Annotated in this window: 28 protein-coding genes and 1 pseudogene; 15 read left to right on the top strand and 14 right to left on the bottom strand. The window is 70.6% G+C overall.

Features of this window, described 5'->3' with window-relative positions; genetic code table 11:
* Positions 1–5 precede the first annotated feature (5 nt).
* Positions 6–1,187 (bottom strand): hypothetical protein, encoded by a 1,182-nt coding sequence (locus tag AB0M28_RS05885; protein WP_365398357.1) that lies wholly within the window; start codon positions 1,185–1,187, stop codon positions 6–8.
* A gap of 469 nt (positions 1,188–1,656) precedes the next feature.
* Here AB0M28_RS05885 and AB0M28_RS05880 point away from each other — a divergent pair, with 469 nt between their 5' ends.
* On the top strand, positions 1,657–2,343 hold the full coding sequence (locus AB0M28_RS05880) for a cytidylate kinase family protein (protein WP_365398354.1): 687 nt from the start codon (positions 1,657–1,659) through the stop codon (positions 2,341–2,343).
* A 16-nt stretch (positions 2,344–2,359) separates the two neighbouring features.
* Here AB0M28_RS05880 and AB0M28_RS05875 read toward each other — a convergent pair whose 3' ends face one another.
* Both AB0M28_RS05875 and AB0M28_RS05870 read right to left on the bottom strand, forming a co-directional pair.
* Positions 2,360–2,794 carry a DUF6196 family protein gene (locus AB0M28_RS05875; RefSeq protein WP_365398351.1) on the bottom strand — a complete coding sequence of 145 codons (435 nt, stop codon included), beginning with the start codon at positions 2,792–2,794 and terminating at the stop codon, positions 2,360–2,362.
* Positions 2,795–2,970: 176 nt separating this feature from the next.
* Entirely contained in the window at positions 2,971–5,097 is a 2,127-nt protein-coding gene (locus tag AB0M28_RS05870; RefSeq protein ID WP_365398348.1) for a SpoIIE family protein phosphatase, read from the bottom strand.
* A 391-nt stretch (positions 5,098–5,488) separates the two neighbouring features.
* On the opposite strand from AB0M28_RS05870, the pseudogene AB0M28_RS05865 reads away from it, so the two are divergent.
* A pseudogene (locus tag AB0M28_RS05865) lies at positions 5,489–5,683 on the top strand (hypothetical protein); the annotation flags it as partial.
* A gap of 9 nt (positions 5,684–5,692) precedes the next feature.
* Here AB0M28_RS05865 and AB0M28_RS05860 read toward each other — a convergent pair.
* Complete coding sequence (locus tag AB0M28_RS05860) at positions 5,693–6,337, bottom strand: HAD family hydrolase (protein WP_365398345.1); 645 nt, start codon at positions 6,335–6,337, stop codon at positions 5,693–5,695.
* A gap of 9 nt (positions 6,338–6,346) precedes the next feature.
* Positions 6,347–7,297, bottom strand: a complete 951-nt coding sequence (locus AB0M28_RS05855) for a 4-hydroxy-tetrahydrodipicolinate synthase (protein WP_365398344.1) — start codon at positions 7,295–7,297, stop codon at positions 6,347–6,349.
* 71 nt (positions 7,298–7,368) lie between these two features.
* On the opposite strand from AB0M28_RS05855, the gene AB0M28_RS05850 reads away from it, so the two are divergent.
* Positions 7,369–8,289 carry a LysR family transcriptional regulator gene (locus tag AB0M28_RS05850; protein ID WP_365398341.1) on the top strand — a complete coding sequence of 307 codons (921 nt, stop codon included), beginning with the start codon at positions 7,369–7,371 and terminating at the stop codon, positions 8,287–8,289.
* Between the two features lie 86 nt (positions 8,290–8,375).
* On the top strand, positions 8,376–10,154 hold the full coding sequence (locus AB0M28_RS05845; protein ID WP_365398338.1) for an FUSC family protein: 1,779 nt from the start codon (positions 8,376–8,378) through the stop codon (positions 10,152–10,154).
* 25 nt (positions 10,155–10,179) lie between these two features.
* On the opposite strand, the gene AB0M28_RS05840 is transcribed toward AB0M28_RS05845, so the two are convergent.
* On the bottom strand, positions 10,180–12,516 hold the full coding sequence (locus AB0M28_RS05840; RefSeq protein ID WP_365398336.1) for an FdhF/YdeP family oxidoreductase: 2,337 nt from the start codon (positions 12,514–12,516) through the stop codon (positions 10,180–10,182).
* A gap of 194 nt (positions 12,517–12,710) precedes the next feature.
* On the opposite strand from AB0M28_RS05840, the gene AB0M28_RS05835 reads away from it, so the two are divergent.
* The 3 genes from AB0M28_RS05835 to AB0M28_RS05825 all read left to right on the top strand — a co-directional run bounded on the left by AB0M28_RS05835 (position 12,711) and on the right by AB0M28_RS05825 (position 13,888).
* Entirely contained in the window at positions 12,711–12,875 is a 165-nt protein-coding gene (locus tag AB0M28_RS05835; RefSeq protein ID WP_365398333.1) for a hypothetical protein, read from the top strand.
* Between the two features lie 139 nt (positions 12,876–13,014).
* The gene (locus tag AB0M28_RS05830) at positions 13,015–13,158 is read left to right on the top strand and encodes a hypothetical protein (RefSeq protein ID WP_365398330.1); all 144 of its coding nucleotides are present in this window, start codon (positions 13,015–13,017) and stop codon (positions 13,156–13,158) included.
* Between the two features lie 202 nt (positions 13,159–13,360).
* A complete protein-coding gene (locus tag AB0M28_RS05825; protein WP_365398327.1) occupies positions 13,361–13,888 on the top strand; it encodes a hypothetical protein in 528 nt (175 codons plus the stop codon).
* Here AB0M28_RS05825 and arsM read toward each other — a convergent pair.
* On the bottom strand, positions 13,862–14,770 hold the full coding sequence (gene arsM, locus AB0M28_RS05820) for an arsenite methyltransferase (protein ID WP_365398324.1): 909 nt from the start codon (positions 14,768–14,770) through the stop codon (positions 13,862–13,864). The two genes, AB0M28_RS05825 and arsM, sit on opposite strands and share 27 nt — an antisense overlap.
* A 123-nt stretch (positions 14,771–14,893) precedes the next feature.
* Between arsM and AB0M28_RS05815 the strand changes: the two genes are divergently transcribed.
* On the top strand, positions 14,894–15,232 hold the full coding sequence (locus tag AB0M28_RS05815; RefSeq protein ID WP_365398321.1) for a metalloregulator ArsR/SmtB family transcription factor: 339 nt from the start codon (positions 14,894–14,896) through the stop codon (positions 15,230–15,232).
* Between the two features lie 6 nt (positions 15,233–15,238).
* Here the strand turns inward: AB0M28_RS05815 and AB0M28_RS05810 are convergent, their stop codons facing one another.
* Positions 15,239–15,655, bottom strand: a complete 417-nt coding sequence (locus AB0M28_RS05810; protein ID WP_365398319.1) for an arsenate reductase ArsC — start codon at positions 15,653–15,655, stop codon at positions 15,239–15,241.
* A gap of 91 nt (positions 15,656–15,746) precedes the next feature.
* On the opposite strand from AB0M28_RS05810, the gene AB0M28_RS05805 reads away from it, so the two are divergent.
* Both AB0M28_RS05805 and AB0M28_RS05800 read left to right on the top strand, forming a co-directional pair.
* The gene (locus tag AB0M28_RS05805; RefSeq protein WP_365398316.1) at positions 15,747–16,061 is read left to right on the top strand and encodes a metalloregulator ArsR/SmtB family transcription factor; all 315 of its coding nucleotides are present in this window, start codon (positions 15,747–15,749) and stop codon (positions 16,059–16,061) included.
* A gap of 76 nt (positions 16,062–16,137) precedes the next feature.
* Complete coding sequence (locus AB0M28_RS05800) at positions 16,138–16,854, top strand: aquaporin (protein ID WP_365398511.1); 717 nt, start codon at positions 16,138–16,140, stop codon at positions 16,852–16,854.
* 82 nt (positions 16,855–16,936) lie between these two features.
* Here AB0M28_RS05800 and AB0M28_RS05795 read toward each other — a convergent pair whose 3' ends face one another.
* A complete protein-coding gene (locus tag AB0M28_RS05795; RefSeq protein ID WP_365398313.1) occupies positions 16,937–17,302 on the bottom strand; it encodes a metalloregulator ArsR/SmtB family transcription factor in 366 nt (121 codons plus the stop codon).
* Between the two features lie 165 nt (positions 17,303–17,467).
* Between AB0M28_RS05795 and AB0M28_RS05790 the strand changes: the two genes are divergently transcribed.
* From AB0M28_RS05790 to AB0M28_RS05780, 3 genes are all read left to right on the top strand, one after another.
* A complete protein-coding gene (locus tag AB0M28_RS05790; RefSeq protein ID WP_365398310.1) occupies positions 17,468–17,812 on the top strand; it encodes a hypothetical protein in 345 nt (114 codons plus the stop codon).
* Positions 17,809–18,279, top strand: coding sequence for a MerR family transcriptional regulator (locus tag AB0M28_RS05785; protein WP_365398307.1), 471 nt, complete (start codon positions 17,809–17,811; stop codon positions 18,277–18,279). The genes AB0M28_RS05790 and AB0M28_RS05785 overlap by 4 nt, the downstream gene beginning before the upstream one ends.
* A 196-nt stretch (positions 18,280–18,475) precedes the next feature.
* Positions 18,476–19,909, top strand: coding sequence for an NAD(P)-binding domain-containing protein (locus AB0M28_RS05780; protein ID WP_365398304.1), 1,434 nt, complete (start codon positions 18,476–18,478; stop codon positions 19,907–19,909).
* 199 nt (positions 19,910–20,108) lie between these two features.
* Here the strand turns inward: AB0M28_RS05780 and AB0M28_RS05775 are convergent, their stop codons facing one another.
* The 3 genes from AB0M28_RS05775 to AB0M28_RS05765 form a co-directional block, all read right to left on the bottom strand.
* Positions 20,109–20,693: a DinB family protein gene (locus tag AB0M28_RS05775; RefSeq protein WP_365398301.1), complete on the bottom strand. Its 585-nt coding sequence runs from the start codon at positions 20,691–20,693 to the stop codon at positions 20,109–20,111.
* Positions 20,694–20,757: 64 nt separating this feature from the next.
* Positions 20,758–21,147, bottom strand: coding sequence for a hypothetical protein (locus AB0M28_RS05770; RefSeq protein WP_365398298.1), 390 nt, complete (start codon positions 21,145–21,147; stop codon positions 20,758–20,760).
* Between the two features lie 125 nt (positions 21,148–21,272).
* Positions 21,273–22,112, bottom strand: a complete 840-nt coding sequence (locus AB0M28_RS05765) for a LysR family transcriptional regulator (RefSeq protein ID WP_365398295.1) — start codon at positions 22,110–22,112, stop codon at positions 21,273–21,275.
* 105 nt (positions 22,113–22,217) lie between these two features.
* Between AB0M28_RS05765 and AB0M28_RS05760 the strand changes: the two genes are divergently transcribed.
* Entirely contained in the window at positions 22,218–22,943 is a 726-nt protein-coding gene (locus AB0M28_RS05760) for an SDR family NAD(P)-dependent oxidoreductase (protein WP_365398292.1), read from the top strand.
* Between the two features lie 36 nt (positions 22,944–22,979).
* Here the strand turns inward: AB0M28_RS05760 and AB0M28_RS05755 are convergent, their stop codons facing one another.
* Both AB0M28_RS05755 and AB0M28_RS05750 read right to left on the bottom strand, forming a co-directional pair.
* Positions 22,980–24,323, bottom strand: a complete 1,344-nt coding sequence (locus AB0M28_RS05755; protein WP_365398289.1) for a peptidase C39 family protein — start codon at positions 24,321–24,323, stop codon at positions 22,980–22,982.
* 160 nt (positions 24,324–24,483) lie between these two features.
* The gene (locus AB0M28_RS05750; RefSeq protein WP_365398286.1) at positions 24,484–24,792 is read right to left on the bottom strand and encodes a TraR/DksA C4-type zinc finger protein; all 309 of its coding nucleotides are present in this window, start codon (positions 24,790–24,792) and stop codon (positions 24,484–24,486) included.
* Positions 24,793–25,117: 325 nt separating this feature from the next.
* Between AB0M28_RS05750 and AB0M28_RS05745 the strand changes: the two genes are divergently transcribed.
* On the top strand, positions 25,118–26,065 hold the full coding sequence (locus AB0M28_RS05745) for a HAMP domain-containing sensor histidine kinase (RefSeq protein WP_365398508.1): 948 nt from the start codon (positions 25,118–25,120) through the stop codon (positions 26,063–26,065).
* The last annotated feature ends 3 nt before the right edge of the window (positions 26,066–26,068 follow it).

The raw sequence follows: 26,068 nt of genomic DNA, 5'->3' as shown, positions 1-26,068 counted from the left end.
ATGTTTCAGTACCGAAGCAGTGCTGCCACGCCCTGAGCGTCCAGGAGCGTCCCCTCGGGTACGAACAGCACGTCGGCGTCGGCTGCGATCGCGGTGTCGACGAGCCGTTCGACGATGTCCGTGGCGACGCCCACCTCGTGCGCCGGCGGCTCGACATAGGGCTTCGGCTCCGGCAGGGTCACGGGCTCCGGTACCTGGACGACCTCCAGCTGCCGGCCGTCCCCGTTGATCCGGCCTGCGATGGTCAGCCCCTCCTCGACCACGAGCCGGCGTACACGTTTGTCGGTGACCGCGGTCCACACCTCCGGCGCACCGCCCACGTACTTGCCGTGTCCGCGCGCCTCGTCCAGAGCCGACATGGCGTCCATGACCTGCTGTGCGTGGTAGTCGGAGAGGGTCGGCTGGAGCCGCTCGGCCAGTTCCTTCGTGGAGTCCTGGTCCATTCCGGTCAGGGGCAGCGTTCCGGCGATACGGTCCCCATAGGCCGTGAGGCTCTTGAAGGTCGCGAGAATCTTCACGCCGCCGATGACGAACAGCGGAAGCCGGTCGTACTCCTTGACGGCTTCTCCCAGTCGTTTGTCGACGACCCTGAGATATTGCTCGACCTTCTCCTTGTGTCCCTCGTACGGTGCCGAATGGGGAATCGCGCCCGGAATCGCGTCCTCGGGCGACGGGATCTGCGGCGCGGCAGGGAACCCGTGTTCCTCCACTTGTACGAGCCGTCGCACCGAACCGCGGTACAGGCGGCACATCTCCTGATCGAGGACGAGAACCAGATAGGGCCGGGCCCGCTGCTCGGCGGCCACCAGATACCGCGTCAGGAACTCGGTCGCGAACTCCACACGCGGTTCGACGGGCGCGAGGGACGTCATCTGCCATACCTGGATCGGCTCGTTGGGGGCCACGTAGGCCACCATGGCGTCGTCGGGGTGAATCGACTCGCCCGCGCTCTCGATCTTCGCGGCATCCAGCAGGTGGTCCCGCAGCTGCAGCCTTGGCTCCCGCTCCACCTCGGGATCATCCGCCAGCCGTCGCTTGGCCTCGGTCACCAGGTCACGCAGGAGGATCCGGTTCTTCTCGCTGAAGGGGAAGTCCAGATAGGTGGGCATGACCAACGTAATGGCGGGATACGGCCGGGGCCGGCTCAGTTCGGCCCGGACTTCGGGAGTCAGATCAGAAGCGTGCACGGTGTCACCCCTTGCACTGGCTCCGCGGCGTGCGCCAGGATGCGGAACCCCCGCCGCGTATGTGAGCAGGGGATTTGCCGGCGGTCGCCACGTTGCCGGTTGCGGCGTATCGTGAGATCCACGATAGATGCAATCAAGGCTCTCCGCACGTACGGATCGGCCGTGAGGGCACGAGGGGTCGCGCCATGAGCAAGAATTCGCAGCAGAGGGGGCACCACGGTCTGGGGGCGCGGGGGCAGGGAAAGGAACTGTATTTCCACGGGCACGTCCCGCAGACAGTTCCGAGGAAATCGCAGGAACCCCAGACCGGTAAGAACCGTCAGTCGCAAGCCCGCCGGAAGCCTGACGGTCGCTGGGTTCCGTAAGGTCGCAGCGCCTGTCTTCCGTGCCCGTCCGGCCGCCCTCGTCGAAGGGGAGCGTCTCGCCGTAGCCTGACGCACCACGCACGGATACGGCGAGAGAGGCGGCCATGGACCGAGGCACCCGCAGCGAGCTCATCGGCCGGCTGGCCGAGGCGACGGAGTCCGTCAGGACCGCGCACCCCCTGCGGGTCGCCATCGACGGGCCGCCCGCATCCGGCAAGACCACACTGGCCGACGAACTCGCCGCCGTGCTGCGCGCGCAGGACCGCGAGGTGATCCGCGCGACCGTCGACGACTTCCTCTTCCCGCGTGAACAGCGCTACCGACGCGGCCAGTACTCGGCCGAAGGCTGCTACTTCGACGCCCACGACCGCGCCGCGCTGTGCCGGGTCCTGCTCGATCCGCTGGGCCCGGGCGGAGACCGGAGGTTCCAGCACGCGGTCTACGACAAGGACACCGACACCGCACACGCACAGCCGGCGATGACCGCGCCCGAAGGCGCCGTACTCCTCTTCGACGGAGTCTTCCTCCTGCGCCCCGAACTCGTCGACCGCTGGGACCTGCGCATCTTCGTGTCCGTCCCGCTCGAGCAGACGGTGGACCGCGCCCGGAGCCGAGACGCGGCGCAGAGGGGCTCCACCGCCGACACCGCCGAGATCGAACGCTCGTGGCGCGCCCGCTACATCCCTTCCCAGCAGCTCTACTTCGCCGACGCCCGCCCGGCCGACCGCGCCGACATCGTGGTCTACAACGACGACCTTCGGTGGCCGGGCTGGGAGGTCAGACCGCACTGACCCGCCTGAATGCGGATCAGCTGTCTCGCAGAGTCCTGACGACCGCGACGGCCTGATCCAGCAAGTCGATGGGACAGCCCCAGTAGTCGTAGATGCCTCCGCGGGCGCGGTTGCTGCCGCAGAGAACGAAGACGCCGGTTCCCAGCTCGACCTTGAGGTGGGTGGCCAGCCAGCCGACGAAACCGCTGTTGTCCTCGTGATCGGCGAAGTGGAAGGAGAAGATTCCGAAGCGTTCGACGCCGTCGCTCTCCTGGATGAGCGGGACGAGGCGGCTCCAACTCTCCTGGTCCCGAACGACTGCCAGCGTCTCGGCGGTGAGCGCCGGCGGGTGGTCGGCCGGAAACTCTTCAAAGCACCAGACGCCGTCGTGCACGACGAGGTCGGCCCTGGCGATCACACGGCGTAGCCGTTGCTCGGTCTGATCCGCGGACTCCATACTCACATCGACCATCAGCGAGCCTCCTTGCTCCGTGATGCGGCGATCCCACCCGGGACCATTGCCGAACGAAGGCTCCTGACAGGCAGCCGTCGTCGCAACGCCCTCGTTGCCTCGTTCTATTTCGCACACGGCGTTTCTCGTCTCTGGCGCCGCCGACGGGCACGATCGCGATCTTCACGTGGTGGCTGTCAGTCGTCGGTCAGACGAATGAGCAGCAGGGCGATGTCGTCCGCGTGTGAGGTGCGGCGGTAGGCCTGTTCGGCGAGGGAGTCCGCTGTGTGCTGGAGGCTTCCGCTCATCTGCGCCAGTCGGTCGGCGAGGTCGCGGACGGCGTCGTCGATGCTCGTGCCGGGCGCCTCGACGAGACCGTCGGTGTAGAGGAGGAGGACGGCGCCGGGTGGCAACTGGATCTCGGTGCTGGGGTAGCCGGGGTTGGCGGCCACTCCCAGCAGTGGGCCCGGGGTGAGGTCGAGGATCTTCGTATGGCCGTCGGGATCGCGCAGGACGGGACGTGGGTGACCGGCGGTGGCTATGCGTGCCCACTGCTGATCGGTGTCGACCTGCGCGATAAGACAGCTGGCCAGGAGGCCGGGGTCGAGGTCGAGCAGGAGCCGGTTCGTCCGGGCGAGCACGGCGCCGGGTGAGGCGCTCACCGCGGCGTAGGCGTGGACGGCGGTGCGTACTTGGCCCATGAGTGTCGCGGCTTGGGCGTTGTGGCCCTCCACGTCGCCGATGACGGCCAGCGCCGCGGAGGGGGTGCTGGCCGCGATGAGGTCGTAGAAGTCGCCTCCGATGTCGATGCCGTGGCTGGCGGGCCGGTAACAGGCGGCGGTCTCCAGGCCGTTGAAGGTCGGCAGGGAGCGTGGCAGCAGTCCGGCCTGCAGGCTGTGGGTGAGGGTGTACTGGGCGTCGTACAGGCGTGCGCGGGCCAGCGTCTGGGCGATGAGGCCGGCCAGTGAGGTCAGCATGGCGCGTTCGGTCGGGGGGAAGGCGCGCGACTGGGAGTAGGAGAGAACGAGCGAGCCGATGGGGCCTCCCGAGGCGATCAGGGGCAGGAGCACCCGCGCCCCCTCCTCGGCGGAGAAGTCGTCCGCGTCGGGATGGGCGCGCCGGTACGCAACGGGGCTGGAGTAGAAGCCCGGTTCGCCGCTGGCCAGTGTCCGCACGACCGGGACGTCGGAGGTCAGGGTCACCCCGTGCGTCTGCTTGATGAAGTCGGCGTGGTCACCGCGGTGGCTCACCACCAGGAGCCTGCCGTCCGCCACGGTCAGGAGGACCAGCCCCTGCGGGCCCAGCCCCGGCACGAGTTGGTCGGCGATCCGTTCGGCCACGTCGTGCACGCCGACGCCTTCGGCGAGAGCCGAGGCCACATGCGTCAGGTGATGCAGCGGTATCGCGCCGACGGGGTCGGCCTGGGCCCGGTAGCCGGGTGCGGTGGCCGTGCCGTTCGCGACCGGTGCGAACTGGACGCTGATGCCGCTGCTGTCCGGGAAGAGCTGGAAGCGCAGCCGGGTGTCCGGGGGGCGCAGCGCGGTGAAGGACGTGGGTCTGCGCGAGACCACCGCCGCCCGGTAGCTCTCCTCGAACATCGGGTCGCGCAGCCACGGCAGCGCCTCCCACGGCCGCTGCGACTGGAGCGAGTCGACGTCGGCGCCGACCAGTTCGGCGCCGCTGGGATTGATGTACGTGATACGACCGTCCATGTCCAGTGAACAGCAGCCCATGGGCAGGCGGTCGGCGAATTCGTGCGCGGCTCGGGCCTGCAGCGGATCGGGCTCCCGTGGGCGTATCGCAGGCAGGAACCGCGGATCGTCCGCCGTGGGGACCTCGCCCGCGCTGCCGGCCGTGCGTCGCAGGACGGCTCCGGCCCGCTGGCAGAAGACACGGATCGCGACCCGTTCGCGGGTGGTGAGATGCGGCGGGTGAACGGTCGGCCACAGCAGTACGGCGGCGCCGCGGACCCCGCTGGTGTCGGTGACCGGAGCGGCGGCAAGCCGGAACGCGTACGGCAGCACGATGCCCAGTCGCGGATAACGCCGGGCCAGCTCCTCCTGCTCGCCCACCCACACCAGGTGCCGGTCGCGGATCGCATCGGTGACCGGTCCGGACCTGTCCTCGGAGACGCGGGCCCAGGGGGCGGCCATCTCGCGGGACGTCCCCGAGGCCATCACCAGACGCAATTTCCCTGCGGGGGTGTCGAGTTGGTACAGGAGCACGATGGACGCCCCGGTGTGCTGCACGACCTCCCTGAACGGGGCATCCAGCGGATGCCCCGTCGGCTCGCCGAGCGGCTGCTGATCAGGCTCTCGTCCCATACGCACCACCGCCGCCCTTGCCTGTTGTGAGTGCAGGGACGACCACGTTTCATCAAGTGTAGCGCTATGAAATCCCTTATACCGTATATGGGTATTCATGACCGGTCGCTGCCCCGTCGGCTGCGGCGTACCGTGAACTGGGGGACAGGTGCGAGCCATGAGGGCGAGATCCGGGGGCGGCCGGCTGCGGCGCACAAGGAGGACCGAGATGGCACACCACCACAAATCCAATCGCGCGGTCGAAGGAGACCCGGACACCGGCCATGGCCGGGGCCTGCCACGGCGACCCGACGAGGACGAACTCCAGGCACGCACCGAAGAGGACCGAAGGGAAGCGAAAACCTTCCAGCGCGAGTCCGCGAGCGAGGCGGTCGAGGCGGTTGAGGCGGTCGAGTGGTTCTACTGCCTCAGGCACCAGGTGGTGGAGAAGGGCCCCGGGTGCCGAGCGGCGGACCGTCTGGGGCCGTACGCGTCCGCGCCGGAGGCCGCGATGGCGATGGAGATCTCTCGCGAGCGCAACAGGATGTGGGATGCCGACCCCCGCTGGCAGGGCGTTCAGAGCGGGGCGGGCGCTGTCACGCGCTGACCGGCACGCTCACACCCCGCTGCCCGCGGCGCGGGCCAGCCAGTCGGCCACCTCGCGCGGTTCCCCCGCAACCGGATGCCCGCCGGTCCGGACCCCGGCGCGTGCACCCCACCCGGCGTGCACGCCCACTGCGCCGGCGGCATCGGCGCAGCCGAGATCGACTTCGGCGTCGCCCAGGTAGACCGTGGCCGTGACCTCGACGTCGAGCCGCCGTGCCGCCAGCAGCAGCCCGTCCGGCGCCGGCTTGGGCCGGTCGACCTCGTCACCGGCCACGACCACGTCGAAGCGCGCCGCGAGCCCGGCGGCGGCCAGCATGGCTGTGGCCGCCCGCCGCGTGGCGGCTGTGAAGACGCCGAGCCGCACGTCAGCGGCGACGAGCGCGTCCAGCAGGTCCGCGATACCGGGAAACGGCCGCAGCCCGGAGAGGGCCGGGTCCAGATGGGTGTGGAAACGCTCGACCTCGGCGCCACCGCAAGGACGGCCGAGGAAGTGTGCCAGGACGAGCTCCGTATGGCCGACGTGCCAGCCGGCGACGACCTCGTCCGGTGACACCGGCGGGCCGCCGAGTGAGCGGATCGTGTCGGCGTAGGCCCGGGCCACCATGGGGACGCTGTCCACCAGCGTCCCGTCCATGTCGAAGACAACTGCTTGCATGGACAGGGATCATGACGGCCGCGCCGCGTCCGAGGCCAGAGCCAATCCACGGACACTGGTCACCTGAGAGCGTTCGGCGGCCAGGTCTGCCGCGCGGCGGACCGAATCGGGGGAGGCGGCCAGCAGGGGCAGCCGGACGGCCGGGCTCGGGATGCGGCCCTGGGCGTGCAGCACCCCCTTGATCACGGTCGGGTTCGGCTCTGCGAAGAGCGCGGCGGAGAGCCGCGCCAGCTCGGCTCCCAGCCTGCGTGCCGGTCCGGCCGCGTCGCGCCGCCACAGCGAGATCAGCTCGGCGAAGTCGGCGGTGCGGACATTGGCCGACGCCAGGATGGCACCGTGGGCGCCTGCCGCGAGCAGCGGCGAGATGACGGCGTCGTCGCCGCCGAGTACCGAGAAGCCCGGTGGCGGCGAGCCGACCAGTTCCATCGCGGCCGCGTCGATCGCCCCGGTCGCGTACTTGACCCCGACGACCTCCGGTAGCTGCCCGAGCGCGTGCAGGGTGCCGGTGGTGAGGGGCTGACCTGTGCGGTACGGGATGTCGTAGACGACCAGCGGGAGGCCGCCATGTTCGGCGAGGGCCGTGAAGTGCGCCAGCGTTCCCGCCTCACCGGGCCGGGTGTACGGCGGCGCGGGAACCAGTGCCGCGGCGACGTCGCCGCGCGCCGCGAGCTCGCGCAGTGACCCGATGGCGGCGGCAGTGTCGTTGGTGCCGACGCCGACGATCAGCGGGGCTCCGTGGGCCTGGCAGGCGGCCGAGCAGATGCGGACCACGGCCCGCTTCTCCTCGCTGGTCAGGGTGGCCGCCTCGGCGGTGGTGCCCAGGGCGACGAGTCCGGCGGCGCCACCGGAGAGGGCCTCGTCGGCGAGGGCGGCGAGCGCGTCCGGGGCGAGGCGCAGGTCGTCGGTGAACGGAGTCACCAGAGGGACGAACAGGCCAGTGAGGTTGGCTTCGGGGTTCATGCGCCCAGCCTGACCGAGACGAACCCAGTAGATCCAGTTCAGGTTTCTTCGCGTATGCGTAAGCTCACCTTATGCTCGATGTCCGACGCCTTCATCTGCTGCGCGAACTGGAACGACGCGGCACCATCGCGGCCGTGGCCGAGGCGCTGACCTTCACCGCCTCGGCGGTCTCCCAGCAGTTGAGCGTGCTCGAGCGTGAGGCGGGCGTACCCCTGCTGGAGCGAAGCGGCAGACGGGTCGTGCTCACGCCTGCCGGCCGCGCCCTCGTCGCCCACGCCGATGCCGTGCTGGAACGTCTCGAACTGGCGGTCTCCGAGCTGGCCGGGGCGCGCGAGGGCATCGGCGGGCCGCTGCGGGTCGGGACGTTCCCCTCGGGCGGTCCCGCGATCGTGCCCGGCACGCTGGCCGAACTGGCCCGTCGGCATCCCGCGCTGGAACCGATGGTGCGGGAGATCGACTCGACGCGGGTCTCCGACGGCCTGCGCGCCGGCGAACTCGACGTGGCCCTCGTCCACGACTACGACTTCGTCCCCGCGTCACCGGACACCACGGTCGACCAGGTGCCCCTGCTCGAGGAGCCGGTGTACCTGGCCACGGGCGGCGCCAGCGACAGCGCCCCTGCCGCCCGCGGCGGCACGCTGGCCGAGCTGCTCGGCCCGTGGGCCGCGTCCCCGTGGATCACGGCCCGGGACGGTACGACGGGTCACGCGATGGCCGTACGCGCCTGCCAGGCGGCCGGTTTCCAGCCGCGCATCCGCCACCAGGTCAACGACTTCCGTACGCTCCTGGCCCTGGCCGCGATCGGACAAGGTGCCGGATTCGTACCGGAGATGGCCACCGCGCACGCGCCCGAGGGAGTGGTCCTGACCCGGCTGCCCCTCTTCCGCCGCTCGAAGGTCGCTTTCCGCGCGGGCGGCGGCGGGCACCCGGCGATCGCGGCCTTCGTGGCCGCGGCGCGTACAGCGGTGGGCGCCACGGCCGGCGCCCCGTAGCAGGGCAACTCCCGGGGCGCCCCCTCACCGCGGGCGTGATGATCCATAACCCGTCCGGCGATGGGAGCGGATGGTATACACCGGGTATGTCCCGTTTGCGCCCTCTGCTCTCTTCGGTGACCGAGAGTAGTTGGCGGCGTTCAGCAGCCGGTGTGAGGCGTGCGCTGTCCCCGCGCGGCGCGCTCGCGCTGCAGAGCGTCGACGGTTCCCTGTCCTTTGCGCTGCGGGCCGCGGCGGCGATGGCGCTGCCGGCGCTGCCGCTTGCATTGACCGGACGGGCCGATGAGGCCGTCTACACCATGCTCGGCTCGTTCACCACCACGTTCGGCCGCAACCTGCCCTACGGGCGCCGTGCCCGCGTACTCGCCCTGGTAGCCGCGGCCATGACCGCGCTCGTGTGCTGCGGTTCAGCTCTCGCGGCGTGGGCCCACCCACGGGGCGTGGGAGCGGACCTCGTCGTCGTCGCGGCCACGGCCGTGGTGGCCGGGATCGCGAAGCTCGCCTGCGACGCGGCACGCCTGAGCGGGCTCGGCGCCGTGCTGCTGCTCTTCTCCTTCGCCGTGGCGGCCAACGGCGCGCCCGCACCGGCCGACATCCCTTCCCAGACCGCCCTGGCCGCACTGGGTGCGATCGTGGCCTGGGCGCTGGCCGTGGCGGGCTGGTTCGTACATCCGGACCGCCCCCAGCGACTCGCCGTCGCAGCGGCTCTGCGCGAGGTCGCCGACCTGCTGGAAGCGACAGGTACGCAGGAACTGGTCGCGCTGCCCAGGCATCGGGCTACCGCCGCGGTGCTGCAGGCCTATCGCACGCTGGGTCTCATGCCTCCGACCGCCGCCGAATGGGGCGATCGGGGCGGTACGTGCGCCCGGTTGACCGACCTGTGCTGGTCGCTGCTGATCGGCTCCGCCCGCCGGCGGCTGGACGACCCCGCCGGCCTGGTGCTGCAGCTGCGCGGCCAGGCGCGCCTGCTGGCGAGCCGTCGCCTCCGGGACCCCGGCGTGCTGCCCGTGCTGTCGCTCCCGGCGCTGATCGCCCAGCTCGGGATGCTGCCCGTGGCGGGCCCGGATCCGGCGCGCGCCGATCCGGCCACGCTGCGCGCCGCCGAAGCACGTGCCGCGGAACTGGTGACGGGCCGGCGTCACGACGGGCGCGAGCGTGTGGCGGCGCTGCTCGTTCCCGCCCTGCGGATGGTCCTGGGCACCGGGCTGGCCGGCGGCGCGGCTCTCGCGCTGGGCCTCGGCCACGGATACTGGGCGGCGATCTCCGCCGCCGCCGTACTGCACTCGATCAACGTCCGCACGGCGGCGCAACGGGCCGTCCAGCGCACGCTGGGCACGATCGCCGGGCTGGTCCTCGCCATCGGCGTGCTCGCCGTGCACCCGGAACCGGTCGCGCTCGTCCTCGTGATCATTCTGCTGGAGTTCCTGCTGGAGTACGTCGTGGCCCGCAACTACGCGCTCGGCGTCGTCTTCCTGACCCCGCTGGCCCTGCTGCTGACCGACCTGGCCGATCCCTCCTCCGCCGAAGCGCTCATCCAGGACCGCACGCTGAGCAGCATCCTCGGCATCGTCATCGCGCTGGGCTGCGCGCTGCTGGTGGTCCATGACCGTGCGGCGGTACGGGTGGAGCGCGCGCTGGCCGCCTGCGCGGAGGCGTCCGCGTACGCGGAGCAGGCGCTGGACCACCGCGTGACGCGGGCGCTCCCGGCGGTGCAGGCACGCCTGGCGGCAGCCGTGGTGGAACTGCGCGAGGCCGACGACGCCGCGGCGGGGGAGCTGTGGCCGGCGGAGATCGATCCCACCGAGCTGGCCGCCGCCGAGCAGCGCGCCTACCTGCTCCTGGAGCGGGTCGCACGATGGCGGTGATACGTACGGACGCTGTGCCCTTGGCTCAGGCTGCGGCGGGGCTGATCGTGACCTTGAGGTGTTTCATGAGCGGCTGGTCGCTCTGGGTGCTGTAGTCGCAGAGCGCGATCAGGACGTTCATCTCGGGCATGTAGCCGGCCGCGCAGCCGCGGGGGATGTCGTAGGGGATGGCGAGGTAGCCGTTGAGGAAGCGCTGGGTGCCGTCTTTGGCGGTGCTGGTGATGTCGACGGGGTCGAACTCCTCGATGCCGCGGTCGCGCATGTCGGCCCGGTTCATGAACACGAGGGTGCGCAGGTTCTTGATGCCGCGGTAGCGGTCGTTGTCGGAGTAGATGGTGGTGTTCCACTGGTCGTGCGAGCGCATCGTGCCCAGCGCCAGGGTGCCGGGGGCGGGTACGACGTCGGGCAGCGGGGCCGTGGAGAACTCCGCGCGTCCGGAGGGGGTGAGGAAGACCAGCTCGCGGGCGGGCTGCTTGATACGGAAGCCCAGCGGCAGCCGGACCCGGCGGTTGAAGTCCTCGAAGCCGTCCAGGACCTGAGCCATGGTGTCGCGGATCCGGTCGTAGTCCTCGACGTACCACGCCCAGGGCGTCTCGCTGTCAGGCAGCGCGGCCCGGGCCATGCCGGCCACGATCGCCGGCTCGGACAGCAGGTGTGACGACGCGGGCCGCTTCATGCCGACGGAGAGGTGGACCATGCTCATGGAGTCCTCGACGCTGGTGCTCTGGATCCCCTTGCGCTGATGGTCCTTCTCGGTTCGGCCGAGGCACGGCAGGATGAGGGCCTGCCGGCCGTGCACGAGGTGGCTGCGGTTCAGCTTGGTGCTCACCTGCACGGTCAGCTCGCAGGCGCGCAGCGCCGCGTACGTGACGGGGCTGTCGGGCGCCGCGAGGGCGAAGTTGCCGCCCATGCCGACGAACACCTTCACCTCGCCGCGCTGCATCGCCTGGATGGTGGCGACCGTGTCCAGGCCGTGCTGGCGCGGTGGCTCGAATCCGCACACCTCGCCGAGGCGGTCCAGGAACTCCGTGGCCGGGCGGTGGTCGATGCCGCAGGTGCGGTTGCCCTGGACGTTGCTGTGCCCGCGTACGGGGGAGGGTCCCGCTCCCTCGCGGCCCAGATTGCCGCGCAGCAGGAGGAGGTTGACGATCTCGCGGACGGTGTCGACGCCGTGCTCGTGCTGGGAGACGCCCAGGCACCAGCTGATGATGCTGCGGTCCGCCTCGCTGTAGACCTGAGCCGCCTTGAGGATGTCGGCGCGCGACAGCCCGGACTGGGTCTCCAGCTCCTCCCACGACGTTGCCTCGCACAGCGCGCGGTAGTCCTCGAAGCCGGCGGTGTGGCGGTCGATGAACTCGCTGTCCAGGGCCTTGGGATCGGTCGCGGACTGCTCCAGTACGGCCTTCGCCATGCCGCGCAGCAGGGCCATGTCGCCGCCGATGCGGGGCTGCAGGTTCAGGGTGCTGGTGCGCGTCGTCTTGAACAGGGCCATGTCGAGGAAGTCGTGCGGCACGATGGTGCGGGTGGCGGCCGCCTCGACGAGTGGGTTGATGTGCACGATCTGGGCGCCGCGCTTGTCCGCCTCGGCCAGGGCGGTGAGCATCCGGGGCGCGTTGGAGGCCGCGTTGACGCCCATGATGAACAGCGCGTCCGCGGTCTCCCAGTCCTTGAGATCGGCGGTGCCCTTTCCGGTGCCGAGTGACGCCTGCAGGGCGCGGCCGCTGGCCTCGTGGCACATGTTGGAGCAGTCGGGCAGGTTGTTGGTGCCCAGTTCGCGGGCCAGCAGCTGGTAGAGGAACGTGGCCTCGTTACCCAGTCGGCCGGAGGTGTAGAACGACGCCTGGTTCGGGTCGTCCAGCTCGCGCAGGGTGCGGCCGACGAGTTCGAACGCGTCCTTCCAGCTGATCGGGACGTAGTGGTCCGACTCCGGGTCGTAGACCATCGGTTCGGTCAGCCGGCCCTGGTCCTCCAGGTCGTAGTCGCTCCACTGGAACAGCTCGGTCACCGAGTGGGCGGCGAAGAACTCGCGGCCGACGCGCTTGCGGGTCATCTCCCACGTGACGTGCTTGATGCCGTTCTCGCAGATGTCCAGGCGCAGGCCCTTGGTGTCGTCGGGCCAGGCGCAGCCGGGACAGTCGAAACCGGTGTTCTCGTGGTTCATCCGCATGATGGCCCGCGGACCATCGACCAGCTCGCCCTCGCGCACCAGCACGCGGGACACGCTCTTGGCCGCGCCCCAGCCGGCGGCGGGGTGATGGTAGGGATGGAACTCCGGAGGACCTTGCGGGGTGGGCCCCACTCGCGGCTCCAGGGCCTTCTGCGCGGCTTCGTCGGTGCTCAAGGCTCTCAACTCTCTCACCATACGGGCATGGGCGCGGCGACCCCTTGTGCAGGCTAAGTCGGCTGGTTCGGGCACGCCACTCGGCTCGGAGCAGATCCGCTGGGTCCCGCTCGCGGAGGTCGTACGGAGAGGCTGCGGCACGCCCTGAGCGCGCTGCCGCCGCCGCGCGGACGGCTCCGGTGGCAGCACCGGCGCAAAGGGGATGTGCTGGAGACATGCACGATGACGAGAACATTGCCACCTGGACCGAACGGCTGCTCGGTGAAGCGCCCGCTCTCTCGCCGGAGCAGGCCCGACAGTTCGTCCACGACCTCTACTTCGCCGCCCAGCGGGCGGTCGACAAGGAGGTATGGGAAGCCGACTTCGAACGCGACGAATAGTTCCACGTGAAAGTAAACCGAAATGAATGATGAGGACCTTCGAATCACGGTTGCCGGTGACCGCGCCACGGCATCCGCTAGGGACGGCTGCGGTGCGTCCCCTTCTCTGCGGGCTCGTGCCCGACTGCGGGAGTTGGCGATGCAGCTGAACGAGGATGTGGTGCTGTTGGCGGATCCACGGGCGAAGGCGCTGTTCACGACAACCGCGGACCTGCTCGTCGCTTTGGACCAGGCGTTCGCCGAGGTGGACGCTCGGGCTGCCGCGCCCGCACGGCGCGGGTGAGCTGAGCGACAGAACCGACCAAATCGCCAAGCGCAAGAGAATGCGTCCACGAAACTTCAAACAGTTTCCAACGGCTGAATTGCTCGATTCGAGTGCCGCCGGGGAATTCGACTGTCGGGGTGCGACGGGGCGCCCGAGCCAGTAGGGGCGGTCGATACCGATGCGAGCGTACAGTCAATGGTGGGACTGAGGGGAGCGGATGATGAGCGAGAGCACGCCAGGATTCCTCGACGAGCTCCTTTGGCGACACTTCGGACCGGAGTTCGGGTCCTCGCCGCAGATGCGTCGGGCAGAGGTCGAAAAGCTACTCACCGACGACGGTCAACGGCGTCTGGAGCTGGCCGAGCGCGCCGCCGTGGACTGGGGTCGGGCCGAAAATTCCGAGGACGTGCGGATCACCTCGGAACGCGTGGTGATCACACCCCGTGGCCTGCTGTACGCGGCCAGGTTGCAGGGGTCGCCTCAGCCGCAACGAAAGCCCTACCCCGAACCGCTGATCCGCTCCGCCGGACAAACGTCCGCGTGCCCACGACGACACCCTCTCTACTATCTGGCAACACCCCACGCGTCGTTTGACCAGCTCATCGACCGAGTCGACGCCACACAACTGCGGTGGGACTCGACGGCCGCCGTGGACTGCCGTTTCGGCCATGACCTCGAGTTTCCCTGGCCACTCGACACCGCGCTTCGCCGGACAATGGATTCACACCCCGTTTTTATCTGGCTCTAGCGTCCTGCCGGTTGAGGCCGGCGAAGCCGTGCCCTCGCCGGGATCGGCGGCGGTCTCCGCCGGGGTGCAGCAGGCGGTCACCCCGCAGCAGGAGCCGGCCTGCACCGCGGCTACCGGCTCAAGGGTGAGGGGGACGGTGGTGGGCTTGGCCGCCCGCACGATGGCCGAGTGCATGCCGTCGGTGACCTGGTGGGTCGGGGTGACCTCGATCCGGGTGAAGCCCGCAGTCGCCAGCCCTTCGCGGTACTCGGCGAAGGACAGGGCGCCCGCGATGCAGCCGACGTAACCCCCGCGCTCGGCGCGCTGGACCGAGGTGAGCGTGTCGTCGGCGACGACGTCCGAGATGCCGATGCGGCCGCCGGGGGTGAGGACGCGGAACATCTCGGCGAAGACGGCGGGCTTGTCCACCGACAGGTTGATGACGCAGTTGGAGATCACGACGTCGATGCTGTCGGCGGGCAGCGGGATGTCCTCGATCGCGCCCTTGAGGAAGTCGACGTTGGTGGCTGCGGCCCTGTTCGCGTTGGCTCGGGCGAGGGCGAGCATCTCCTCGGTCATGTCCAGGCCGTACGCCCGGCCGGCGGGGCCGACCCGGCGGGCCGACAGCAGTACGTCGATGCCGCCGCCGGATCCGAGGTCCAGTACGCGCTCGCCCTCCCGGAGGTCGGCAACCGCAAGGGGGTTGCCGCAGCCGAGCGAGGCCGCGAGCGCCTCCGCGGGGAGGGAGCCCGTCTCCTCGGTGGCGTAGAGCCCGGCGCCGAAGCTCTCGTCGACCTCGACCTCTCCCGGCCCGCAACAGGCCGTGCCGCCCTGGGTGACCTTCAGCGCCGCCGCGGCGTATCCGGCTCGGACCTGCTCCCGTAGTTCGGCCTGCTCGCTCATCACACGCTCCTCGTATTGACGGTCGTGGAATCAGGCTGGCAGTGGCATTGACATCCGTCAACATAGACGTCAGTCAAATAAGGGCTTCCCCTTCCCGCATTCATCTATTATCGTCGATTGTCGATGAATACGAGTCAGCGCGGCGTTCAGCCGCTGAGCCACGACGACGCCGTCACCTATGCCGGCTGGTTTCGAGCGTTGTCCGACCCGATGCGCGTACGCCTGCTCAACCTGATCGCGTCCGAGCGGCGGTCCATGTCGGTCGGGGAGCTGGTCGAGCTGCTGCCCATCGCGCAGTCGACGGTCTCGCACCACCTGAAGATCCTCGCCGAGGTCCGGTTCATCCTCCCCGAGCGGCAGGGCACCTCCACCCGGTACAAGGTCAACGAGGCCTGTCTGGAGTGCTTTCCGGCCGCCGTCCGTTCGATCATGGGGCGGGAGTCGGCGCCATCCGCATGCTGAGCGAGGTTATGCCGTCCTCTCCGGGACGATCTCGGTGATGAGCGCCTCGACCAGGGTCTTGATCTCGTCGCGGATGGGGCGGACCGCCGCCACGCCCTGTCCTGCCGGGTCGTCGAGCTTCCAGTCGAGGTAGCGCTTGCCGGGGAAGACCGGGCAGGCGTCGCCGCAGCCCATGGTGATGCACACGTCCGACTCCCTGACCGCGTCCACCGTCAGGAGCTTGGGCTGCTCGGCGGTGATGTCGATACCGACCTCAGCCATGGCCGCCACGGCGGCCGGGTTGACCTGGTCGGCCGGGGCGGAACCGGCCGAGCGGACCTCCACCCGGTCCCCGGCCAGGTGGCTCAGCCAGGCGGCGGCCATCTGCGAGCGGCCGGCGTTGTGGACACAGACGAAGAGCACGGAAGGCTTCTCTGCGGTCATCAGCGGCCTCTCTTGTCTTACGGCGGGAATCGGGCAGGCCCGAATCAGCGGCCGGTGGTGTCAGCGGTCACTGATGTGACAGTATCAGCGCATGATGACGTCAGTCGACACTGACCTGATGCGGGTGCTGGGCGACCCGCTCAGGATGCAGATCGTGACCCTGCTCGCCCGGGAGACGCTGTGCACCACGCATCTGGTCGAGGAGACGGGCGCGCGGCAGACGAATCTCTCCAACCATCTGCGGGTGCTGCGCGAGGCGGGCGTGGTGGACACCGAACCGTGCGGCCGCTTCACCTACTACCGGCTCAGGCCGGACGTACTCGAGGCCCTGGCCGCGTCGTTCACCGAGCTGGCTGCTGCCGCCCGGACCACGGACGAGAGCGGCCGCAAGCGCGCCTGCCCCTAGCCGTACCGCCCCCTACTCACTTCCAGGAGAGCAGTTGAGCAGCGCCGACACCTCGTCCGCAGTCGCGGACGATGCCATGGAGCCGCCGGCCGGACCGGCCCGCATCCCGCTGTCCGCCCGCGTGGCGGCGGAGTTCATCGGCACCGCCGCGCTGGTGGCCGTGGTGGTCGGCTCGGGTATCCAGGCCACCGAGCTGTCGAACGACGTCGGTGTGCAGCTCCTGGCCAACGCCCTGGCGACCGTCTTCGGGCTCGGCGTACTGATCGCGTTGTTCGGCCCGGTCTCCGGCGCGCACTTCAACCCCGTGGTGACGCTCGCCGAATGGTGGACCCAGCGCCGCGCGGGCCGCGAGGGCGTGACCACCCGGGAACTGCCCGCCTATCTGGCCGCCCAGTTCACCGGTGCCGTCGGCGGCGCGATCCTGGCCGACGCGATGTTCGACCTGCCGCTGGTGGAGTGGTCGGCCAAGGACCGCGACGCCGGCCATCTGCTGCTGGCCGAGGTGGTCGCCACGGCGGGCCTGATCATGCTGATCTTCGGGCTGGCGCGCACCGCGCGGCTGCACTTCGCGCCGGTGGCGGTGGCCTCGTACATCGGCGCCGCCTACTGGTTCACCTCGTCGACCTCCTTCGCCAACCCGGCAGTGACCGTCGGCCGTGCGTTCAGCGACACCTTCGCGGGCATCGCCCCGGGCTCGGTGCCCGGCTTCATCGCCGCGCAGCTGGTCGGCGCCGTCGTAGGGCTGGGGCTGGTGGCGGTCGTCTTCGTGCGTACGCGCAAGGCCGCCGTGTGAGCGTCGCGGTCGCGGACGGCGACCGCTGCGGGTGCCGGCCGATGCGACGCGGCCCGGGAGGTCGCGGGCCTGCTCGGCCAGGTCAGGACCGGGGGAGGACGAGTGCCTGGCCGAGGCCGGCCAGCACGCCCGGCTCCACGCGGTAGAACACCCACGTACCGCGGCGCTCGGAGGTGAGCAGCCCGGCCTCCTTCAGCTTCTTCAGGTGGTGGGAGACGGTCGGCTGGGAGACGCCGACATCGGAGATGTCGCACACGCACGCCTCGCCGCCCTCGTGCGAGGCCACGGCGGAGAACAGACGCAGCCGGACCGGGTCCGCAAGGGCCTTGAACATCCGCGCTGTGCGCTCCGCTTCCTCCGCGGTCAGCGGCCGCTCGTTGAGCGGCGGGCAGCAGGGGGTGACGTCCTCGAGCTCCAGCACCGGCAGTGACCTGCTCACGTTCGACATGCGTCTATTTTGACATGCGTCGATGAATGCGTCGAGCGTTGCGCGGGGCAACCCTGCACACTGCTGCCCGGCAGCCGGCTTGCATCCCGTACTCAGGTACAGGTTTACCGTCGAAGACAGCCGGGCGCGGACGGCCCGTGGACGGCGAGGACGGGAGCGAGCGTGATGACTGAGCTGGAGTGGGTGCCGGAAGCCTGCACCCTGCCGAGCGCGGAGCGCCCCCTGCGGGTGGCGGAGTGGGATGCGCTGTTCGCCGAGCGGCTGAGAAGGGTGTCGCGGCCGGAAGCACTGCGGCTGCGACTGTCACTGGAGGACGGCGCCGGCGTGATGGAGCGCGTGAGCGATCTCGCCGAGCGGGAGAGCGGCTGCTGCTCGTTCTTCACCTTCACCGTGACCACAGCCGACGACGTCATCGATCTGGACATCGCTGTGGACCCGGTGCACGAGCCCGTGCTGAGCGCACTGGCCGATCGGGCCAGGGCCCTGACCGCCGGCGAGGACCGGTCGTGACGAGTGGTCTGCGCAGCGGCGAAGTCGCCGAGGCTGCCGGGGTGAACGTCCAGACGCTGCGCTACTACGAACGCCGCGGCCTGCTGCCCGCGCCGGAGCGCAGCGCGGGCGGGCACCGCATGTACACGGATGGCGCGGTCACCACCCTCAAAGTGATCAAGGCCGCCCAGCGGCTCGGCTTCACCCTCGATGAAGTCGCCGAACTGCTCGAGACGGGCCGCCATCGACACGGCCGCCCTGTCACCGGCCTTCAGGAACGTGCGCAGGCGAAGCTCGCCGAGATCGACGCGAAGATCGCGAATCTGAACATCATCCGGGCCGCCCTGGTGGCCGCGATGGACGCCGGCTGCGACGACCTGACCGTGTGTGCCGGCATGAGTTGCTGCCCGATCCCGTTCACGGATCTTGCGGAGCGGGGTCGCCATGCCGATACCGGCCCGACCGTTACGGCGTTGCCGAAGCCCTGATCCGCCTCGTCGGTCGGCGAGGCGGATCGTCTAATTCGATGGACGTCTATGTTGACGACCGTCGAAGTCGGTGTCATGCTTTCCAGCGTCAAGACATCGACGGAAGTCGAAACAGGGTCCCTGGTCCTGCTCGACCTCCGTCGCCCGCCGCGTTCCGCCGCACACTGCCGCGCGCCGAGTCGAGGAGCATCACCGCATGTCCGAGCACCTTCCCGTCGTCGTGATCGGAGCCGGGCCGATCGGTCTGGCCGCCGCCGCCCACCTCGTCGAGCGCGGCATCGAACCGCTCGTACTCGAAGCCGGACCTGCCGCCGGAAGCGCGGTACGGCAGTGGCCGCACGTACGGCTCTTCTCCACCTGGGACGAGGTCATCGACCCGGCCGCCGAGAAGCTCCTCGCCCCCACCGGCTGGGCACGCCCCGACGGGGCCGCCTACCCCACCGGCGCGGACTGGGCCGGGCTCTACCTGGAGCCCCTCGCCGCCGCCCTCGGCGACGGGCGCGTGCGCTTCGACGCCCGGGTCACCGGCGTCTCCCGTACCGGGCGCGACCGCATCGTCGACGCCGAGCGGGAGCAGCAGCCGTTCACCGTGCAGATCGAGCACCCGGACGGCCGCGAGGAGCGGATCCTCGCCCGTGCCGTGATGGACGTCTCGGGCACCTGGTCCACGCCGAGCCCGTTGGGCGGCAACGGGCTTGCGGCGCTGGGGGAGAAGGCGGCATCGGGCCGCATCTCCTACCGGGTTCCGGACCTGAGCGACCCGGCCGTGTGCGCCCGGTACGCCGGCAAGCGCACCGCCGTGGTCGGCTCCGGCGCCTCCGCCTTCACAGCCCTGTCCTACCTCGCCGACCTGGCCAAGCAGGTCCCGGGCACACACACCACCTGGGTGCTGCGCCGCGGCATCAGCGGCTCCACGTTCGGCGGCGGAAGCGCCGACCAGCTGCCGGCCCGCGGCGCACTGGGCCTGCGGGCCAAGGCAGCCGTGGACGAGGGGTACGCGGACGCGGTGACGGGATTCCGTACCGCCGCCGTCGAGCGGACCGACGAACAGCTGGTCCTGGTCGGCGAGGACGGCCGCCGCCTGGAACCCGTGGACGAGGTCATCGTCCTGACCGGTTTCCGCCCCGACCTGTCCTTCCTGGACGAGCTGCGCCTGGGCCTGGACGAGCGGCTGCAGGCCCCGATCGCCCTGGCCCCGCTGATCGACCCCAACGTCCACTCCTGCGGCACGGTCTACCCGCACGGCGTGAACGAGCTCTCCCACCCCGAGCAGGACGTCTACCTCGCCGGCATGAAGTCCTACGGCCGCGCCCCGACCTTCCTCGCCATGACCGGCTACGAGCAGGTCCGCTCCATCGCCGCCGCCCTGGCCGGCGACCGCGAGGCCGCCGAGCGCGTCGAACTCACCCTGCCCGAGACCGGGGTGTGCGGCGGCGCCGGGCTCTTCGACGAGCCGGACGCCACCAAGGCCGAGGCGGCGGGCGGCTGCTGCACCCCGGCCGCCGCAGAGATCGCGGCCGAGGAGAGCGCGGGCGGTTGCTGCGGCACCGCTCCCGCACCCGAGCTGGTGCAGATCGGCGCATCCGCCACGGGCGGTGGCTGCGGCACCGCCGGCGGCGGCTGCAGCTGACCGCCCATCGGGCTGGGACCGGCGGTCGGTGCTCACCAAACCGCTCTGGGCGCCGGGCAGGAAGGGACTGGAGTAGCAGCCGACGATCGCGGCGGTCCAGTCCGCCTCGCCCCGGCCCCGAGTTCCGCCAGCACCGCATGGTGCAGCCGACGCACCACGACCAGCGTCGGGCCGTACGAACATCAAGTCACGTGATCCTCTAAACCTTGACCGGTGCGGCCGACCTGGCGGCCTGCTCGATCTTCGCGCGGTAGGCCGCACGGGCTTCCTCGTCGATCGGCTGCTCGTTCTCGGCCCGCACCCCCGTCCGGCCGTCGACGCCCTCGCGCAGGATGTCGGCGTGTCCGGCATGCCGGATGGTCTCGCCGAGGACATGGACCATGATGGCGAACAGGTTCGTGTTGGGAGAAGGCTCCGACCACCACGGCACGTGGCCGGGGGCGTCGAGGGGGAGCTCGTTGATCGTCGCGTCCGAGTGTTCCCACGTGCGCCGGTAGAACCCGATGATCTGATCGCGGGTCTCGTCCTCGTTCGCCCACTGGTCGCTGCCGTCGGAGTCCTGCCACTGGCACAGCGGTTCCGGGGAGGGGCGGTCGAAGACCTCGCCGAAGTACCTGGCCTCCACGGTGGCCACGTGTTTGACCAGGCCGAGGAGGTTGGTTCCGGTCGCTGTCAAAGGTCGGCGGGCGTCGTACTCGGACAAGCCGTCGAGCTTCCAGAGCAGCGCCTCGCGATCCCGCCTCAGTCGCCGGTGCAGGTTGTCCTTCGCGAACTCATCGATCATGCGGCACGATCCTGCCATGGGCTGAGGTGTTGCGGCGCACCGGGTCGCGAGTGGCAGCGGGCGGTCAGACGTCAGGATCGACTTCGGGGTGCGTGAATCGCACGGGCTTGCCCAGCGACCGGGCGTAGACGATTTCGGCTCGGGTGCTGTCTCCGATGTAGTCGCCGACCACGAGCACCTCATCCGCGAGCCGGATCTTCGCCCGGTGCAGATCGTCGAGTCGAACCTTCAGCGCCTCGGCCTCGACAGGATCGGACCAGAGTGCGTGCGGCGACTTCAGGTCACAGCCCGGTTTGACGACAATCCTGCCGGCTTTGGTCTCCCGCAGATCGGCCTCGTTCATCTCGGTCATGAAGCGGGTGGAGCCGCAGATCACGACGATACGCGGGAGGCTCAGCAGCCTCTTCGCGTCGGCGAGCTTCTCCTCGGGGGTGAGCAGTTGCGGGGATGACACCGATTCCTCCTGGTGGTGTGGTCCAAGGGGTGCCTGCGGACAACGAGAACGAGAGTGTCCAAGATCGTTTCGTGACGAACGACGTGGACACCCTCGCGACAGCACTCTATGCGAGGCCCGATGACCTAGAGGCGTGTCGCAGTGCGGACGAGGTCGGCGACCGCTTTGGATCTGCTGTGTGGTGGCCAGGCGATGACGGTCGTGACAGGCGGTGCGTCCGGCACCGGCACCGTCGCGTGATCGTCGCGCAGGTGGGCTCCGAGGGACGCGGGCACGAGCGCGCAGGCCCGTCCGAGCGCGATCAGCTGGAACAGCTGGGTGTGGTCGCGCACCTGCGGGCCCGGCCCGTCCGGACAGCTCCCGTCCCGGCGGGGCCAGCGTGGCAGGGGCAGGTCCGTCAGAGTGGTGACCTCGGCCATCGACAGGTGGGGTCGGTTGGCCAACGGGTGCCCCGCGGGCAGGACCACGACCTGCTGTTCGGTGTGCAGGTCCTCGGTGTCGAGTCCGGCCGTCGTGTCGAAGGGCCGCTGGAGCAGCGCGACGTCGGCACGCCCGGCGCGCAGCAGCCCCTCCTGCTCGCCGGGCCCGCACAACATCACCTCGACGGCGACCGCGCCGGGCTCGGCGGCGTAGGCGTCCAGCAGCTTCGACAACAGCTCGCCGGACGCTCCGGCTTTCGTGGCCAGCACCACACCGGGTCGTTCGGCAGCCGCGCGGCGGGTGCGGCGCTCGGCGGCTTCGACCGCGTCGAGCGCGGCCCGGGCCTCCCGCAGCAGCACCGACCCGGCCTCGGTCAGGGTGACTGCGCGAGCGGTGCGGTGCAGCAGAACCACTCCGAGCCGCCGCTCGAGCTGCTGGATCGCCCGCGACAGTGGTGGTTGCGCCATGGCGAGCCGCTGCGCCGCCCGCCCGAAGTGCAACTCCTCCGCGACGGCGACGAAGTAGCGCAACTCCCGCGTCTCCACCGCGTCATCGTATCCGGCGCTCACCTCGACCGATACCCGTGCGGTATCGCCGCCCACCCAGTCGGTCTTGGACGTCCCACCCGAGTCCGCCCCAGGCTTGAGGACATGAGTGCACAGACGATCGCGCTGGTGACCGGTGCGAACAAAGGAATCGGCTACGAGATCGCGGCGGGCCTGGGCGCCCGCGGCTGGCGAATCGGCGTGGGCGCGCGGGACCAACAGCGCCGCGACACCGCGGTGGAGAAGCTGCGCGCGGCCGGGACCGACGCGTTCGGCGTTCCGCTCGACGTGGCGGACGACGCGAGTGTGGCCGCCGCGGCCGAGCTGATCGCCGACCGTGCCGGAGGGCTCGACGTCCTGGTCAACAACGCCGCGATCACCGGCGGTATGCCGCAGACGCCCACCACGGTCGATCCCGACACCGTACGAGCCGTCGTGGAAACCAACGTGATCGGGGTCATCCGCGTCACCAACGCGATGCTGCCCCTGCTGCGCGGCTCCGCATCGCCGCGGATCGTGAACATGTCCAGCAGCGTCGGCTCGCTCGGCCTGCAGACCACGCCCGGCGTCGACATGGGCCAGGTTCCCGCTGCGTACTTGGCGTCCAAGACCTTCCTCAACGCCGTCACCGTCCAATACGCCAAGGAACTGAGCGACACCGACATCCTGATCAACTCCGGCTGTCCCGGCTACACCGCCACCGACCTCAACGGCTTCCAGGGCGTCCGCACTCCCCAGCAGGGCGCGGCGATCGCGATCCACCTCGCGACCCTGCCCGACGACGGCCCGACCGGCGGATTCTTCGACGACGGTGGAACAGTGCCCTGGTGACAGGCTCACCGGCCGGGGCGGCGTCCGTGGACCGAGTCAGGCCACCCCCACCGCGGCGAGGGCCGCCAGCTGCGCCGCGGTGGCCTCCGACGGCCAGTACAGGTACACGATGCCGCCCGAGCCGGAGGCGGTGCTGCCGTTGGCCAGCCTGCGCTTCGTGCGCAGCCAGATGGTCTCGAACTGCGCCCGGTCGTAGACGCGCCGGACCGCCGCGTCGCTCGGGCTGGCCGGGTCGTTGGCGACGACATCGCCGTCGGGGGTGAAGCCGATGACGGTCATGAGGTGCCCGGAGGTGCCGTAGCCCGCCCCGTCGAGCTCCGAGGAGAGGAAGGACTGGGAGGTGATGACGGGGATTCCCGCGGCGATGAGGGTCTCGGCGTCGGTCAGCGAGCCGAGCCGGGTGACGACGCCGTGCATCGCGGGATAGGTGGCGGCGTAGGCGGCGTTGAAGGGCCAGTTGCCGCAGCCGTCGTACTGGTAGTCGTAGACGTACCGGGCCGCGTGGTCGACCTGCGGGTCGGCGTACGACGGATTGACCCACGCCAGGTCGGCGGCGGTGGGCGTGCGGCCCCAGTACTCGATGATCATCTGCGAGGAGGTGGGGCTGCACCACGCCTCGCCGCCGCCGTCGTACTCCGGGTACTGCCCCGCGTGGATCTCCTGCGAGTAGCGCGGCACCGCCAGCTCCGTGCCGGCCGCCGCGCCGGGCGTGGAGGCCGGCACGGTGAAGCGGTCGGGTATGTCCGAGGCCATCGCGCCCACCCGCCACACCTTCGGCGTCGCCGACGTGCCGGGCTTGCGGTACAGCGTCATGCGCAGCTGGTAGGAGACCAGCCGCAGGCCGGTCGCCGGGCTGAGGATCGCGAAGGTGTCGGTGAGGATCGAGGACTTCTTGTCGGACTGACTGCCCACCGAGGTCCGCTTGATGTCGGCGTCGCCCGACGCCCAGCGGCCCATCACGTACCACGGCGTGGCGGTGCCGTCGGAGTACGTTCCCTTGAGCTCGATCTGGATCCAGGTGCCGGCCGGCGTGTCCGCGTTCCACGACGCGACCGCCTCGGTGGCCGGCGTGCCCAGGCCGTGGGTCGGTCCCGTCCAGGTGGCGTACTCCCAGCTCGCGGACTTCTTGGTGTGCGGATCGCGATACGAGACGGTGCCCGCCGGAGTGCCGATGACGATGCCGGGGCGGCCGCCGTCGGCGACCGCCGTCCCGTTCGCGGTGCCGCCGCCCCAGTCGGCGGCGGTGCACCAGGCGTGGTAGTCGACCGGCGCGGTGGCGGCCGTCGCCGACGGCTGCCCGAGAGCGGTCGCGATCGCCGTGCCGGCGGTCGCGACGAGGGCGGCCGTCAGCACGGTGCGGCGGGACGGGGCAGCGGTCATCGAGGTCCTCCGGTCGATCGCGGGCGGGGGCGGGGCAGGTACACGCCAAGCACGATCGTGAGGCCTCAAGTCCGGGATGACCAGCGCCCCGACGGTGAGAATGCGATCGATATTGGTGCGACCTCTGACGCCGAACCCCCGACATCGCCGGGGGGGCCGCTCAGGCTTTACGGCTCCGGCAGGCGACGCAGTGGCGGGTGTACGGCAGGATCTCCAGCCGTTCCGCCGGGACGGGGGCCGCGCAGCCGACGCATCTGCCGTAGGTGCCGGCGTCGAGACGGGCGAAGGCTTCCTCGATCTCCTTGAGCGTCTCCCGCATCGCGTTCCGCTGCTCGGACAGCAGGGGGTCGTTCGTCGTCCGCGCGGTCTCATCGAGGGCATGGAGTTGCGCCAGCCGTGAGCTGCGGGCGTGTTCCAGACGCTGACGGGCCTCGTGCAGGTGCGGGGCCCCGGTGACATCGGCCGACATGACCAATCCCTTCCTCGACGAACGTGGTCGTGCGCAGTCCACCCTGGCCGAGCCGGCGGCGCCGTCCCATCGGGCGCGGAGCCCATATGGACGGGGGCGGGGCACCCATACGGCACGGCCGTCGGCTGCGCGTGCCGGGGAAATGGGGTCCGCAGCCCATCGACAGACGCCTGAGGCGGGGGAGAGGCTCACTGGGGCACCCCGGCGCCCCCCTCGCGTCCACGGTGGCCGACAGTGGAGGCGTACCGAGAAAGAGACCGAGGCCGCGGCTCTGACCGAGACCCCGGCCGCGGAAGAAGGAAGAAGAAGAGGGAGCATGGAGCGGGTGTCGTTGTTCTGGCGAATCTTCGCCTGCAACGCGGTGGTGCTGGCCGCGGCCACCGCACTGCTGCTGTGGGCGCCGGTGACCGTCTCCGTGCCGGTGGTGCTCACCGAGGCGGTCGTCCTGGTGTCCGGACTCGCCGTCATGCTGGTCGCCAACGCCGCGCTGCTGCGGCTGGGGCTCGCCCCGCTTCAGCGCCTCACCCGGCTGATGACCACGGTCGACCTGCTGCGCCCGGGCGCGCGCCTGCCCGCCTCGGGGGGCGGCGGGATCGCCGAGCTGATCGTCACGTTCAACGCCATGCTCGAGCGGCTGGAGCAGGAGCGGGCCACCAGCAGCGCCCGCGTCCTGCTGGCACAGGAGGACGAACGGCGGCGCGTCGCACAGGAACTGCACGACGAGGTCGGCCAGAGCATGACCGCCGTACTGCTCGGACTCAAGCGCGCCGCGGACGCCGCGCCGGCCCCGCTGCGCGAGGAGCTGCACGAGGTCCGGGAGATCACCCGGGGCAGCCTGGACGAGGTGCGCCGGCTGGTACGCCGGTTGCGGCCCGGGGTGCTGGATGACCTCGGGCTGGTCAGTGCCCTGACCTCGCTCACCCGGGACTTCGCCACCCACACCGGGCTTCCGGTGACCTGCCGGTTCGACGCCGGACTGCCCGCCCTGGACCCGGAGACGGAGCTGGTCCTCTACCGCGTCGCCCAGGAGTCCCTGACCAACGCCGCCCGCCACTCGGGCGCCGAACGGGTCACCGTCGCGCTGGCCCACACCGGGGACCGGGTGGTGCTGGCGGTGACCGACGACGGCTCGGGTATCGGTGTTCCCTGTGAGGGCGCCGGCATCCGCGGCATGCGGGAGCGGGCCCTGCTCATCGGCGCCGACCTCGACATCCTCCCCGCACCCCCCGCCGGCACCCGGGTGCGGCTCACCGCACCGGCCTTCGCGAAGTAGCCC

The organism is Streptomyces sp. NPDC051940 (assembly GCF_040680895.1).
GTDB lineage: Bacteria > Actinomycetota > Actinomycetes > Streptomycetales > Streptomycetaceae > Streptomyces.
This window is presented reverse-complemented; position numbering and strand designations above follow the sequence as displayed.